Here is a 12945-nt window from a genome sequence, read left to right on the forward strand (position 1 = left end):
CCCATGTCTGACGTTCTCGCGCTGGTCGAAGCCCGGCTGCGCACCGCCCTGGGCGAGCCGGACGCCCGCGCCGCCGTCACCTTCCTCGGCACCGACCGCATCGAGGTGCTGCGCTTCGCCGGTGACGGCGTGGTCCGCTACGCGACGCTCGGGATGTCCGCCCACCCGATGACCGACCCCTCCGGCGCCGCACCGGGCCTGGGGGCGCCCCCGTCGGTGATCTTCGCCGACCCGGTGGCCGGGCCCCGCGCCGAGCTGCTGATCACGCTGCGGCCGGGCCGCGCCGACATCGACAAGGTGCTGCGGCCGCTCGCCGTGCTCGCCGCATCGCCGCAGGTCGAGGGCGTCGTCGTGGCGCCGGGCGCCTCGCTGGACACCGGCGAACCGCTCTGGCCGGGCGCCGGTTTCACCTCCGTGCTGGTCGCCGCGTCCGGCGGCCTCGTCGAGGATCTGGAGCTGGACGCGCCGCTGGAGCCGGTGCGCTTCCTGCCGCTGCTGCCGATGACGCCCAACGAGGCGGCGTGGAAGCGGGTGCACGGTGCGGAGGCGCTCCAGGAGCGGTGGCTGGCGCAGGGCACGGACCTGCGGGACCCGCTGCGCGGCGGTGCGGACCTGACGTGAGACGGGCCGCCGCCGGGGCCGGTGACCGGCGTCCGGCGGCCCCCGGTCCGGCATGTGGAACATCCCGACCGGTCGGGTGATCGTCCTTGACGCGGCCGCGCGGCTGGAGGACCGTGGATCCCTATGAGGGGTGAACCCAGTTGCCCGAAGTGCGGTGGCCGCGTCCGGGCGCCCGGTCTCTTCTCCGACTCCTGGCAGTGCGCCGTCCACGACACCGTGCAGCCGCTCCAGCCGGTCGTCCCGCCGAGCGTCGAGGCGCTCGGCGTCGTCGTGAACCGCTCACAGGTCCCGGTGTGGATGCCCTGGCCGCTCCCGGTCGGCTGGCTCTTCACGGGGGTGGCCTGCGCCGGTGACGACCGCAGCGGCGGCCGCGCCACCGCCGTCGCCTGCTCCGGCCCCGGTCCGCTCGGCGGCCCCGGCGAACTCCTGCTGATCGCCGAGGAGCTGGGCGTCGGCCTCGGCGCCCGCTACGCCGGGATCGATGGCCCGGACCCCGGCCCCGGCCTGGATGTCGACACCGCCCCGCACACCAAGATCCTCGCCTCCGGCCGTCCGACCCCGATGTGGCACGTCGAGGGCTCCCCGGCCGACCGCGTGGTCTTCGCCGGGGAGGCCCGCGGGCTCTGGCTGTGGGCGATCGTCTGGCCCGAGCAGTCCGGTCTGCTGATGTACGACGAGCTGGTCCTCACCGATCTGCGCGAGGCGGGCGCCGAGATCGATCTGCTGCCGTGCGGGGCGCTCTCCCCGCGGTTGCTGTCCTGAGCCCGGGCCCGGCCCCCGTACGTCCCTCTCGGGGCGGAAAGGTGTCTTCCACGGCCCGGTATCCTTGGCGGGACGCCCTGTGGCGCGCCTCCGGCGCCCGTGCGGGGCGCCGTCCGGTCACCGTCCCGTAGCGCAGGGGGGAGTTCAGCGTCGTGCGCATCGATCTGCACACCCACTCCACCGCGTCCGACGGTACGGACACCCCCGCCGAGCTGGTCACGAACGCCGCGGCCCGCGGGCTGGACGTCGTCGCGCTGACCGACCACGACACCGTCGCCGGGCACGCCGCGGCGCGCGCCGCGCTGCCCGCGGGGCTGACGCTGGTCACCGGCGCCGAGCTGTCCTGCCGGATCGCGGGCACCGGGCTGCACATGCTCGCCTACCTCTTCGACCCGCAGGAGTCCGCGTTCGCCCGCGAGCGGGAACTCCTCCGCGACGACCGGGTACCGCGGGCGCAGGGCATGGTCGCCAAGCTCCGGGAGCTGGGCGTCCCGATCACCTGGGAGCAGGTCGCCGCCATCGCCGGTGACGGCTCCGTGGGCCGCCCGCACGTGGCCACCGCCATGGTCGACCTGGGCGTCGTGCCCACCGTCTCCGCCGCGTTCACCTCGCAGTGGCTGGCCAACGACGGCCGCGCGTACGTCGACAAGCACGAACTGGACCCGTTCGAGGCGCTCCGGCTGATCAAGGGTGCGGGCGGCGTCGCCGTCGTCGCGCACCCCGCCGCCGTCAAGCGCGGCGCCTGTGTGCCCGAGAGTGCCCTCGTCGAGCTGGCCGCGGCCGGTCTCGACGGCATCGAGGTCGATCACATGGACCACGATGCGCCGACCCGCGCCCGGCTGCGCGGCCTCGCCGCCGAGCTGGGGCTGCTGACCACCGGCTCCAGTGACTACCACGGCAGTCACAAGACCTGTGAGCTGGGCGAATACACCACCGACCCGGAGATCTACGGCGAGATCGTGCGCCGGGCCACCGGCGCCTTCCCCGTCCCCGGCGCGGGCGGCTGACCCCTGACCGCCGGAGCCCGGCGGTCCCTTTCTCCCCGGCGCCCGCGTCCGTGCGGTGCGCCCGCGTGCCGCCGTGCCGGTGCGCATCCCTCTCCGCTCCACCACCACCGCAAGGCCAACATCACCGTGTTCGACGTCGCTGCCTTCAGCACTCTCTTCGTCACCCTTTTTGTCATCATGGATCCCCCCGGGATCACCCCGATCTTTCTCGGGCTGACCGCCGGACGGCCCGCCAAGGTCCAGCGCCGGATGGCCTGGCAGGCGGCGACCGTCGCGTTCTGCGTCATCGCCGTCTTCGGGCTCTTCGGCCGCCAGATCCTGGGCCGGCTGCACATCAGCACGCCCGCCCTGATGATCGCGGGCGGTCTGCTCCTGCTGCTGGTCGCTCTGAACCTGCTCACCGGCAAGTCCGAGGAGCCCACCCAGACCAAGGACGTCAACGTCGCGCTGGTCCCGCTGGGCATGCCGCTGCTGGCCGGGCCCGGGGCGATCGTGTCGGTGATCCTCGCCGTCCAGCACGCCCACGGCTTCACCGCGCAGCTGTCGGTGTGGAGCGCCATCGTGGCGATCCATGTGGTGCTCTACCTGGCGATGAGGTTCTCGCTGCTGATCATCCGCGTCATCAAGGACGGCGGTGTGGTGCTGGTGACCCGGCTCGCCGGCATGATGCTCTCCGCGCTCGCCGTGCAGCAGATCATCAACGGCGTCACCCAGGTCGTCCAGGGCGCCTGACCGGCGCCGGACGCAGTCGCGCCCCCGTACGGCACTTCCGTACGGGGGCGCATCCGTGCGTACCGCGCGGGGCGGCGTCGGTGTTACCGGGCGGCGACGGTGTCGGCCGGGCGGATGTAGATGCGCTGGCCGATTGCGGCGGCCTGCTGCACGATCCGGTTGACGGAGGCGGCGTCCACGACGGTGCTGTCCACGGCGGTGCCGTCGACATCGTCCAGGCGCATGATCTCGAAGCGCATACGGCTTCCCTTCGTCTGATCCTCCTGAGGAGAACTGATGGATGCGAGCGCGGGCGTCGCTGCCCGAGCTTCTACGTGTCCAACGTCCTGGCCCCCTGCAAACATTCCCTACGCTAAGGAAAATTTTCGATGGTCTAAGTATTTGCAGGTGAGGAGGGAATTCCGGGCTGGTCACCAGGCCCGGACACCGCTCCGTACGGCAGACGATCGGCCGCCACCGGGCGCGCACCCCGGTGGTCGGCTCAGTGCTCGCCCCAGAAGGCGGCCAGCGCGGCGGCGGTCTCCAGGGGGCGCTCCGCGTTGGGGGAGTGCTCCGCGCCCTCGACGACCGTGCGGCGGGCGGCCAGCCGCACCGCCATCTTGTCGATCAGCGGCACCGGCCAGGCGTAGTCCACCGTGCCGGACACCAGATGCTTGGGCAGCGGCACCGCGGCCAGCTCGTCGACCCGGTCCGGCTCCTCCAGCATCTGCCGCCCGGTGGCGATCAGCTGCTCCGGGACGGTCGCCAGCCAGCGGCGCCGCAGGAACTCCCCGATCTCCGGCGGCGTCCCGGCGTCCGCCGCCTCCGGCGGGTCCATCGCCCGCATCGCCTGCCAGACCGCCGCCATCTCCAGCGAACCGAGCGCATCGATCAGCATCCGCACCCGGGCCTGCTGCGCCGGGTCGATGGCCGCCGGGCCGGAGCTGAGCACCGTCAGCGAGCGGAACGGCGCCGGGTCGGTCAGCACCGCCGCCCGGCTCACCAGCCCGCCGCAGGAGTGCCCCAGCAGATGCACCCGGCCGCCCAGCGCCCGGGCCTGCGCCAGCACGTCCTGCGCCAGCGCGCTCTGCCCGTAGGCGGCGAGGTCGCGGGGGCCGGGGGACTCGTACTGCCCGCGGCCGTCCACCGCCACCGCCCGGAATCCGGCCGCGGCGAGCGGCGCGAGCAGTGCGATGAAGTCCTCCTTGCTGCCGGTGAACCCGGGGACCAGCAGCGCCGTGCCGAGCGGTGTCCGCTCCGGCCGGGCGTCGTGCACGGCGAACTCCCCGCGCGCGGTGACGAGGCGCTGCGCGGTGGCGCACGGGGGCAGCGTAAGTGTCGGCGGCCTGCTCATGACCCGAGGCTATCGGCCCGCGCCGGGGACACCCACGCGCACCGGCCGCCGCGGCCCGGCGTTCGCCCGGTGGGCGGGGCCCGGCGGCCCCGGACACGCCGACGGCCCGCCCCCGCCAAAGGGGCGGGAACGGGCCGTCGGACGGGTGCTGCGGCTCAGCTCTCCGGCGTCGCCTCGGCGGCCGGGGCCTTCGCACGGGTGCGGCGGCGGACCGGCTTCGCGGGCGCCTCGGCCGCCTCCGCGGACTCGGCGGCCTTGGCCGCGGCGGTCTTACGGGTGCGCTTCGGCTTGGCCTCCGCCTCCTCGGCGACGGACTCCGGCGCGACGGCCTTGGCGGCGGTCTTCCGCGTCCGCTTCGGCTTCGCCGGAGCCTCGGCGCCCTCGGCGGCCTCCACGGCCTCCGCAGCCTTGGCCGCCGCGGTCTTCCGCGTGCGCTTCGGCTTGGCGGGCGCCTCGGTGCCCTCGGCGGTCTCCACCGCCTCCACGGCCTTGGCCGCGGCGGTCTTACGGGTGCGCTTCGGCTTGGCCGGGGCCTCCTCGGCGACCGGCGCCGCGGGCGCCTCGACGGTCTCCACCACGGCCTGCGCCTCGGCGGGCTTGGCGGCGCGCGTACGGCGACGGCGCGGCTTCGCCGGGGCGGCCTCCGCCTCCTCGGCGACGGGTGCGGCGGGCGCGGCGGGCTGCGCGTCCGCGACCGGCGTCACGGCCTCGGCCGGGCGGCTGCCCGAACGGGTCCGGCGACGGCGGCGCGGCTGCCGGGGCCCGTCGGCCTCGGCCGGGGTGCCCTCCGCCGTGTCCACCGCGGCCTCCGCCTGCGGGGCCGCCGCGCCGTCGACGGCCGCGCCGCCACGGGTGCGCCGCCGCTGGCGGGGCGTACGGGTCCGCTGCGGGCGCTCCTCCGTGGCCGCCTGGCCGCGACCGCGACCGCGGCCGCCGGTCTCACCGAGGTCCTCGACCTGCTCGGCGGCGAGCCCGGCGCGGGTCCGCTCCGAGCGCGGCAGCACGCCCTTGGTGCCCGCCGGGATGTGCAGCTGCTCGTAGAGGTGCGGGGAGGTGGAGTACGTCTCCTCCGGCTCGTCGAACGCCAGGTCCAGCGCCTTGTTGATCAGCTTCCAGCGCGGGATGTCGTCCCAGTCGACGAGGGTGACCGCGGTGCCCTTGGCGCCCGCGCGGCCGGTGCGGCCGATGCGGTGCAGGTAGGTCTTCTCGTCCTCGGGGGACTGGTAGTTGATGACGTGCGTCACGCCCTCGACGTCGATACCGCGGGCGGCGACGTCGGTGCAGACCAGGACGTCGACCTTGCCGTTGCGGAAGGCGCGCAGCGCCTGCTCACGGGCGCCCTGGCCGAGGTCGCCGTGGACCGCGCCGGACGCGAAACCGCGCCGTGCGAGCTGATCGGCGATGTCGGCGGCGGTCCGCTTCGTACGGCAGAACACCATCGCCAGGCCCCGGCCGTCGGCCTGGAGGATCCGCGCGACCATCTCCGGCTTGTCCATGGAGTGGGCCCGGAAGACGTGCTGGGTGGTGTTGGCGACGGTCTGGCCCTCGTCGTCCGGCGCGGTGGCGCGGATGTGCGTGGGCTGCGACATGTAGCGGCGCGCCAGCGAGATGACCTGGCCGGGCATGGTGGCCGAGAACAGCATGGTCTGCCGCTTGGCCGGCAGCAGCTGGATGATCCGCTCGACGTCCGGCAGGAAGCCGAGGTCCAGCATCTCGTCGGCCTCGTCCAGCACCAGGCTGCGGACCTTCGAGAGGTCGAGCTTGCGCTGACCGGCCAGGTCGAGCAGGCGGCCCGGGGTGCCGACGACGACGTCGACGCCCTTCTGCAACGCCTCGACCTGCGGCTCGTACGCCCGGCCGCCGTAGATGGCGAGCACCCGGACGTTACGCACCTTGCCGGCGGTGAGCAGGTCGTTGGTGACCTGCTGGCACAGCTCGCGGGTGGGGACGACGACGAGCGCCTGCGGCGCCTCGGTCAGCTGCTCGGGGGTGGCCCGGCCCGCCTCGACGTCGGCGGGGACGGTGACGCGCTCCAGCAGCGGCAGGCCGAAGCCCAGCGTCTTGCCGGTGCCGGTCTTCGCCTGGCCGATGACGTCGCTGCCGGAGAGGGCGACGGGGAGCGTCAGCTCCTGGATGGGAAAGGGGGAAATGATGCCGACGGCTTCGAGGGCCTCGGCGGTCTCGGGGAAAATCCCGAGCTCTCGGAACGTAGACAGAATCTTGCCTCTTCTGTGAGACGCGGCACGAGGCGGCGAAGGGGGTCGTACCGCGCTTCGTACGAGGGATGTACGGGCCGGGTTGCAAAGCCGACGGCGCGGGACCACTGCCAACGCTCAGGCACTCCTGCCGCGAGCGGTGTCCCTCCTGCTGATGCGTACGTCGCGTACGCGCCGCGGGGGAGGGCGGTCGGGTTGGAGCCGATCGGGCCACCGACCGGGCATCCGCATGCGTGGAACGACCCACCGATACTCGGCGGGCGCATTACCACTGTACCCCGGATGCAGCGGGACATCCGAAGGCTTGTCCGGGTGAGAAAGGGAACAAGCCGCCCGCGCCGCCGACCGGGCGGGCTCCCGGCCGGCCGGCGGAGTGCGCCACGGGAGGCGGCGGCCCCGCGCTGCGGGGGCCGTCCGGCGGCTATTGTGCCGGTCATGGAGACGCCAGACACCGCCCCCGCCGACGCGCCGGAACCGACCGGGATCGCCGCCCAGAACTGGCCGGAGGCTTCCGCCGAGCCGCACTACCGCGCCGCCGTGATCGATCTGCTGGGCGCCCTCGCCTACGGCGAGCTGTCCGCCTTCGAACGGCTCGCGGAGGACTCGAAGCTCGCGCCGACCATGGACGACAAGGCCGAACTGGCCAAGATGGCGTCGGCGGAGTTCCACCACTTCGAGCGGTTGCGGCAGCGCCTCGCCGACATCGAGGCGGAGCCCAACGAGGCGATGGAGCCGTTCGCCGCCGCGCTGGACGAGTTCCACCGCCAGACCGCGCCGTCGGACTGGCTGGAGGGCCTGGTCAAGGCGTACGTCGGCGACTCGATCGCCAGTGACTTCTACCGCGAGGTCGCCGCCCGGCTGGACACCGACACCCGTGACCTGGTGCTGACCGTCCTGGACGACACCGGCCACGCGACCTTCGCGGTCGAGAAGGTGCGCGCCGCGATCGAGGCGGACCCGCGGGTCGGCGGGCGCCTCGCACTGTGGGCGCGGCGGCTGATGGGCGAGGCGCTGTCGCAGGCGCAGCGGGTGGTCGCCGACCGTGACGCGCTCTCGACGATGCTGGTCGGCGGCGTCGCCGACGGCTTCGACCTGGCCGAGGTCGGCCGGATGTTCTCCCGGATCACCGAGGCGCACACCAAGCGGATGGCGGCCCTGGGCCTGGCGGCTTAGGCGCGCACCGCGGACATGACGACGGCGCGGCCCCGGACCTGAAGAGGTCCGGGGCCGCGCCGTGTGCGGAGGTCTCAGGCGGGGGCCGAGCCGTGCAGGGCGCCGCGGGCCGGGCGGATCAGCACCGACAGGAGCGCGGCGCCGACGCCGACGGCCGCGGCGAGGGTCTGGACGGGGTGGCCGGGGCCGAGGATCGAGTGCGTCAGCAGCGCGCCGAGGAGTGCGGCGACCGGGCCGGTGGCGAGCGCCAGGGAGCGGACGGGGAACCGTTCCGGCAGCCGGCGGGTGGCGGTGAAGGAGAGGGCGAGACCGATCGCGACGGCGCCCAGAGCTTCCCAGATCATGCGTGTTCCCTCCCGCGTTACGGCTGACGACCGGACCGACCGGACGAACAAATCGGTCGTAGGCGGTGGTACCCATCAGCCACGCTCAGCAACCCTCATGCCTCCGTTCCGCCGAACGCGAGGGGGAGCGGAAGGACGTGGGCGTGGAGGGGCGGACCGTTCCGGGCGGGGGAGCGGGCGGGCGCCGGGGAGAAGGCGGGAAACGGAAGGGGAACCGGAGGCGCCGGAAGCGGGGGAGGGGCGGGGCCCGGATCGCCCGGGTGCGGCCCCCGGAGAACGCCGACGGCGGCCGGGATCGCAATCCCGGCCGCCGTGGACGGTGGCCTCGGGCGCCGGTGCGGCGCCCAGGGGTCAGAGCGCGCCGAAGCCGACCTTGCGGGCCGCCTGCTCGCCGATCTCCACGTAGGCGAGCCGGTCCGACGGGACCAGGACCTTGCGGCCGTGCTCGTCCACCAGGCTCAGCAGCGGCGACTTACCGCTCAGGGCGTCGCCGACGGCGCCCTCCACCTCCTCGGCAGACTGCGCGCTCTCGAGAACGATCTCGCGGGGCGCGTGCTGCACGCCGATCTTGACCTCCACGGCTGATGTCCCTCCGACGGTCAGTTGGGTGCGCGGCCAGCCGCGCCGTACGCAGCACACATTAGCCCGGTGCGGGGAGGTGCAGGGCGCCCCCGGGGCACGCCGGGAGCGAACACGGTCAGTGGGATTCGATGCCGTGCAGCGGGAAACCCGCGATGCCCTTCCACGCGAGCGAGGTCAGCAGGCCCACCGCGGTGTCCCGCGGGACCTTGCTGTCGGCCGCCAGCCAGTAGCGCGCCACCACCTGCGAGACGCCGCCCAGCCCCACGGCCAGCAGCATCGACTCGTCGCGCGAGAGACCGGTGTCCTCGGCGATCACCTCGCAGATCGCCTCGGCGCACTCCAGCGAGACCTTGTCGACCCGCTCGCGGACCGCCGGCTCGTTGGTCAGGTCCGACTCGAAGACCAGCCGGAACGCGCCGCCCGGGTCCTCGACGTAGGCGAAGTAGGCGTCCATCGTCGCCGCGACGCGCTGCTTGTTATCGGTCGTCGAGGCCAGCGCGGTGCGCACGGAGTGCAGCAGCGCCTCGCAGTGCTGGTCGAGGAGGGCGAGGTAGAGGTCCAGCTTGCCCGGGAAGTGCTGGTAGAGCACCGGCTTGCTGACGCCTGCCCGCTCGGCGATGTCGTCCATCGCGGCGGAGTGGTAGCCCTGCGCGACGAACACTTCCTGTGCCGCACCCAGAAGCTGGTTGCGCCGTGCTCGGCGCGGCAGGCGTGTGCCCCGCGGGCGAGCCGCCTCGGTCTGCTCGATGGCGCTCACGCTGCCTCCCAGAAGTCGTTCCGTACGCGGCGTGCGCAAGGTGGCACACCGCGCCCGCCATCGTACTTTTGGGTAACCGGGCTGTGGGCGGTCGGAGCCGAGAAAATCCGGTCCGCACCCTTGTGGGAAGGTGACATAACACCCCAGGTCATCGGTATTCGTCTTCGTTGATTTCCACGACGCGGGACTGTTCGGCGCGGTCCGCCTCGTTCGCGGCGTCGAGGTCGGCGCCGGACAGCGTCTCGTCGCGGCGGGGCGCGACGTCCGCGTGCTGTTCCTGGGCGTCGGCCTCCGGCGCCTCGTCGGAGAAGGCGGTGCCGTTCTCGTCGTCGAAGGTGTCCGGGTCGCTCGGATCGACCGGCATGCTGCTCCCTCTCTAGGGGTCCTGGAAGCGCTGCGCCTCCCTCGCCCCGGGCCGGACGGTCCGGATCCCCGGCCGCGGGCGGGGACGCGCCCTTCGTATCGAGCCTAGGAGAGCGGGCGCGGCAGCGCGATGCGGTGTGTGACCGCGAACACATCGGTGCGTGCGTGATCATCTCGTAACATCGACGGCATGTCTTCGACCGAGTCGCCCGACACCCGGACCGCAGCCCTCCCGGTGCCGCCCGGTGGTCCCGGGCGACCCGGGCCGCAGGAGGCGGCCGAGACGCTGCGGCTGATGCCGCTCCCCGGGCTGACGCTCGGGGTGCGCACCCCGGCGCCGCTGCCGGAGCCCGGCCCCGGCGCGGCGGCGGAGCGGGAGCCCGCGCTCTACGTCCACGGGCTCGGCGGCTCCTCGCGGAACTGGTCGGCGCTGATGCCGCTGCTCGCCGACCGGGTCGACGGCGAGGCGCTCGACCTGCCCGGCTTCGGCGAGGCGCCGCCGCCCGACGACGGCGCCTACTCGGTCGCCGCTCAGGCCCGTGCCGTCATCCGGTATCTGGACGCGACCGGGCGCGGTCCGGTCCACCTCGTCGGCAACTCGATGGGCGGCGCCGCCGCGACGCGGGTGGCCGCCGCCCGGCCCGATCTCGTCCGCACCCTGACGCTGATCTCCCCGGCCCTGCCGGAGCTGCGGCCGCAGCTGACGGCGGTCCCCACGGCACTGCTCGCGGTGCCCGGCACGACCCGCCTCTTCGCCCGCCTCACCCGCGACTGGACGCCCGAGCAGCGCACCCGCGGGGTGCTGGCGCTCTGCTACGGCGACCCGCGCAACGTCACCCCGGACGGCTTCCGCGACGCGGTCGACGAGTACGCCCGGCGGCTCGAACTCCCGTACTTCTGGGAGGTGATGGAGCGCTCCGCCCGCGGACTGGTCAACGCGTACACCCTCGGCGGGCAGCACAACCTGTGGCGTCAGGCGGAACGGGTGCTGGCGCCGACGCTCCTCGTCTACGGTGGGCGCGACCAACTCGTCTCGTACCGGATGGCGCGGCGGGCCGCCGCCGCGTTCCGCGGGGCGCGGCTGATGACGCTGCCCGAGGCCGGGCACGTGGCGATGATGGAGTACCCGCGGACGGTGGCGCGGGCCATCCGGGAACTGATCGACGACACGGCGGCGGCCGGTACGGGCAGGAGCTGACGGAGCGTGGGACGGCACAGTCGAGGCGCGGCACAGGACGGGCACGACACGACGGAGACGGCGCTGCCGCACGCGGAGGGGCCGGGCACCGGCCGCCGCCGGCGCGGACCGGGCGACGGCGAGCACCCGCACCCGGCGGAGCCCGCCGCCCGCCCGCGCGGCGCCGCCCACCCGGGCCCCGCGCGCGAGGGGGTGCGCGGCGGCCATCCCGAGCAGCGGGAGCCGGGCGGCGGCTGGGGGCTGCCGCCGTCGGTCCCGGGGGCCTCGGCGCCCGGGCCGCCCGCCGTCCGCCGCGCCGCGTCCCGGCCGTCCGCCGCCGGACCCCGGGTGCCGCGCCCGCGCGCGGCCGCCGAGCCGGACATGCGGCTGCCCGACCCGGCCACCGCCGAGGTCCGCCCCGGTGCGGGGCCGCGGCGGGAGTATCTGGAGGCGTTCGACGCGCTGGACGTCCCGGGCGGGCCCGGCGCCGGGGCGTTGCCGGGCGACGGCCCGGCGGAGACCGGCCGGTCGGTGGCGGTCGTGCGGGAGGCGGAGCCGTCGGACGGCGGCGCCCCCGCCGGTGCCGGAACGCCGAACGGCCCCGCCGGTACCGGCACGCCGAACGCCGGCGGCGGGCCGGAGGCGCCGCCGTCCGCCGCCGCGAAGAAGGGCGGGCTGGGCCGGACCTTCACCGGTGTCGCGGCCGCCGCGGTGACCACCGTGCTCGCCGTGGTGGTGGCCGGTCAGGTCGCCGAGCAGCGGCCGGACGCCACCGCCAACTCCGGCGGTGGGCCCGACCACACCGACCCGCTGGACGAGGGCGCCTCGCGCTCCGGGGACCGGCCGCAGGACGCCAAGCCCGCCTCGTACGCGCAGCGGATGGCCGAGCCGTTCCCGCTCGACGCGAAGCTGACCGCCTCCGGGAAGTTCACCCCGGTCGGCGGCGCGGCGAAGGCGCCCGGCCGCGGGCACGTCGTCCGCTACCGCGTCGACCTGGAGACCGGGCTGCCGCTGGACGGTGAGCTGTTCGCCGACGCGGTGCACAAGACCCTCAACGACGACCGGAGTTGGGCGCACGGCGGCGCCCGGACCTTCGAGCGGGTGGCCTCCGGCGACGCCGACTTCGTCATCACGCTGGCCAGCCCCGGCACCACCGACGCGTGGTGCGCCAAATCGGGTCTGGACACCTCCGAGGACAACGTCTCGTGCGACTCGGCGGCGACCCCGCGCGTGATGATCAACGCGTACCGCTGGGCGCAGGGCGCGAAGACGTACGGGCCGGACAAGATGTGGGCCTACCGTCAGATGCTCATCAACCACGAGGTCGGCCACCGGCTCGGCCGCAACCACGAGGTCTGTTCGCGTTCCGGGGGGCTCGCGCCGGTGATGATGCAGCAGACGAAGTTCCTGACGACGGACGGCGCCACCTGCCGCCCCAACTCCTGGCCGTATCCCGGGAAGAGCTGAGCGGAGCGGGGCGGCGGCTCCGTCGCCCAGGGGGTGTCTTTCCGATCTTCGTGGGGTCGTGGCGCCTGGCACCGCACCTCGCGGCGTTGTCGCCCCGCCCACGGACACCCAGTCCGCGGGAGGGGCTCCGCCTTGCGATGCACGGCACCAGACGCCACGCCCTGATCCACGAAGATCGAAAAGACACCCCCTAGGACGGGCGCCGTCCCCGTATGTGAGATGCACGGTCTCTCATCGCGAGACACCTTTGCCAGAATTCGGCCATTCGTTCAATAGTTCTGCGCATGCCGCACCGTCACGCCACCGCCTCCGCCGCCATAGAGCTGGCGCTGATCGGCGTGTCCGTGCAGTCCGTGGCCGACATCGACTGTCGCTGAGGCCCGCCCGCGCCACGGACCCTCCTGCCCCGGC

At 74.4% G+C, this 12945-nt stretch carries 15 protein-coding genes; 8 read left to right on the top strand and 7 right to left on the bottom strand.

The genetic code is table 11. From position 1 onward, the window contains the following. Positions 1-3: 3 nt before the first annotated feature. The 4 genes from ACZ4U4_RS07915 to ACZ4U4_RS07930 all read left to right on the top strand — a co-directional run bounded on the left by ACZ4U4_RS07915 (position 4) and on the right by ACZ4U4_RS07930 (position 3122). On the top strand, positions 4-621 hold the full coding sequence (locus tag ACZ4U4_RS07915) for a suppressor of fused domain protein (protein WP_467870160.1): 618 nt from the start codon (positions 4-6) through the stop codon (positions 619-621). Positions 622-744: 123 nt separating this feature from the next. Then, positions 745-1383, top strand: coding sequence for a DUF6758 family protein (locus ACZ4U4_RS07920; RefSeq protein WP_467870162.1), 639 nt, complete (start codon positions 745-747; stop codon positions 1381-1383). 152 nt (positions 1384-1535) lie between these two features. Continuing rightward, the gene (locus ACZ4U4_RS07925; protein WP_467870164.1) at positions 1536-2390 is read left to right on the top strand and encodes a PHP domain-containing protein; all 855 of its coding nucleotides are present in this window, start codon (positions 1536-1538) and stop codon (positions 2388-2390) included. Between the two features lie 126 nt (positions 2391-2516). Beyond that, on the top strand, positions 2517-3122 hold the full coding sequence (locus tag ACZ4U4_RS07930; protein ID WP_345086491.1) for a MarC family protein: 606 nt from the start codon (positions 2517-2519) through the stop codon (positions 3120-3122). Positions 3123-3205: 83 nt separating this feature from the next. On the opposite strand, the gene ACZ4U4_RS07935 is transcribed toward ACZ4U4_RS07930, so the two are convergent. From ACZ4U4_RS07935 to ACZ4U4_RS07945, 3 genes are all read right to left on the bottom strand, one after another. Further along, positions 3206-3361, bottom strand: coding sequence for a hypothetical protein (locus ACZ4U4_RS07935; protein WP_169750032.1), 156 nt, complete (start codon positions 3359-3361; stop codon positions 3206-3208). A gap of 242 nt (positions 3362-3603) precedes the next feature. Further along, complete coding sequence (locus tag ACZ4U4_RS07940) at positions 3604-4455, bottom strand: alpha/beta fold hydrolase (protein WP_467870167.1); 852 nt, start codon at positions 4453-4455, stop codon at positions 3604-3606. Between the two features lie 155 nt (positions 4456-4610). Next, positions 4611-6779 (bottom strand): DEAD/DEAH box helicase, encoded by a 2169-nt coding sequence (locus ACZ4U4_RS07945; protein WP_467870915.1) that lies wholly within the window; start codon positions 6777-6779, stop codon positions 4611-4613. A gap of 327 nt (positions 6780-7106) precedes the next feature. Here ACZ4U4_RS07945 and ACZ4U4_RS07950 point away from each other — a divergent pair, with 327 nt between their 5' ends. Continuing rightward, the gene (locus ACZ4U4_RS07950) at positions 7107-7844 is read left to right on the top strand and encodes a ferritin-like fold-containing protein (RefSeq protein WP_467870170.1); all 738 of its coding nucleotides are present in this window, start codon (positions 7107-7109) and stop codon (positions 7842-7844) included. A gap of 74 nt (positions 7845-7918) precedes the next feature. On the opposite strand, the gene ACZ4U4_RS07955 is transcribed toward ACZ4U4_RS07950, so the two are convergent. The 4 genes from ACZ4U4_RS07955 to ACZ4U4_RS07970 form a co-directional block, all read right to left on the bottom strand. Then, a complete protein-coding gene (locus ACZ4U4_RS07955) occupies positions 7919-8188 on the bottom strand; it encodes a hypothetical protein (RefSeq protein ID WP_467870173.1) in 270 nt (89 codons plus the stop codon). 351 nt (positions 8189-8539) lie between these two features. Further along, complete coding sequence (locus ACZ4U4_RS07960; RefSeq protein WP_467870176.1) at positions 8540-8767, bottom strand: DUF3107 domain-containing protein; 228 nt, start codon at positions 8765-8767, stop codon at positions 8540-8542. A 118-nt stretch (positions 8768-8885) separates the two neighbouring features. Continuing rightward, positions 8886-9527 carry a TetR/AcrR family transcriptional regulator gene (locus ACZ4U4_RS07965; protein ID WP_467870178.1) on the bottom strand — a complete coding sequence of 214 codons (642 nt, stop codon included), beginning with the start codon at positions 9525-9527 and terminating at the stop codon, positions 8886-8888. Positions 9528-9675: 148 nt separating this feature from the next. Next, positions 9676-9891 (bottom strand): hypothetical protein, encoded by a 216-nt coding sequence (locus tag ACZ4U4_RS07970; RefSeq protein ID WP_467870181.1) that lies wholly within the window; start codon positions 9889-9891, stop codon positions 9676-9678. Between the two features lie 189 nt (positions 9892-10080). Between ACZ4U4_RS07970 and ACZ4U4_RS07975 the strand changes: the two genes are divergently transcribed. From ACZ4U4_RS07975 to ACZ4U4_RS07985, 3 genes are all read left to right on the top strand, one after another. Further along, entirely contained in the window at positions 10081-11088 is a 1008-nt protein-coding gene (locus tag ACZ4U4_RS07975) for an alpha/beta fold hydrolase (RefSeq protein WP_467870184.1), read from the top strand. A 6-nt stretch (positions 11089-11094) separates the two neighbouring features. Further along, on the top strand, positions 11095-12534 hold the full coding sequence (locus tag ACZ4U4_RS07980; RefSeq protein ID WP_467870186.1) for a DUF3152 domain-containing protein: 1440 nt from the start codon (positions 11095-11097) through the stop codon (positions 12532-12534). A gap of 284 nt (positions 12535-12818) precedes the next feature. Next, positions 12819-12911, top strand: a complete 93-nt coding sequence (locus ACZ4U4_RS07985) for an Ms4533A family Cys-rich leader peptide (RefSeq protein ID WP_342667934.1) — start codon at positions 12819-12821, stop codon at positions 12909-12911. Positions 12912-12945 lie beyond the last annotated feature (34 nt).

Source organism: Streptomyces sp. NPDC029159 (assembly GCF_055564055.1).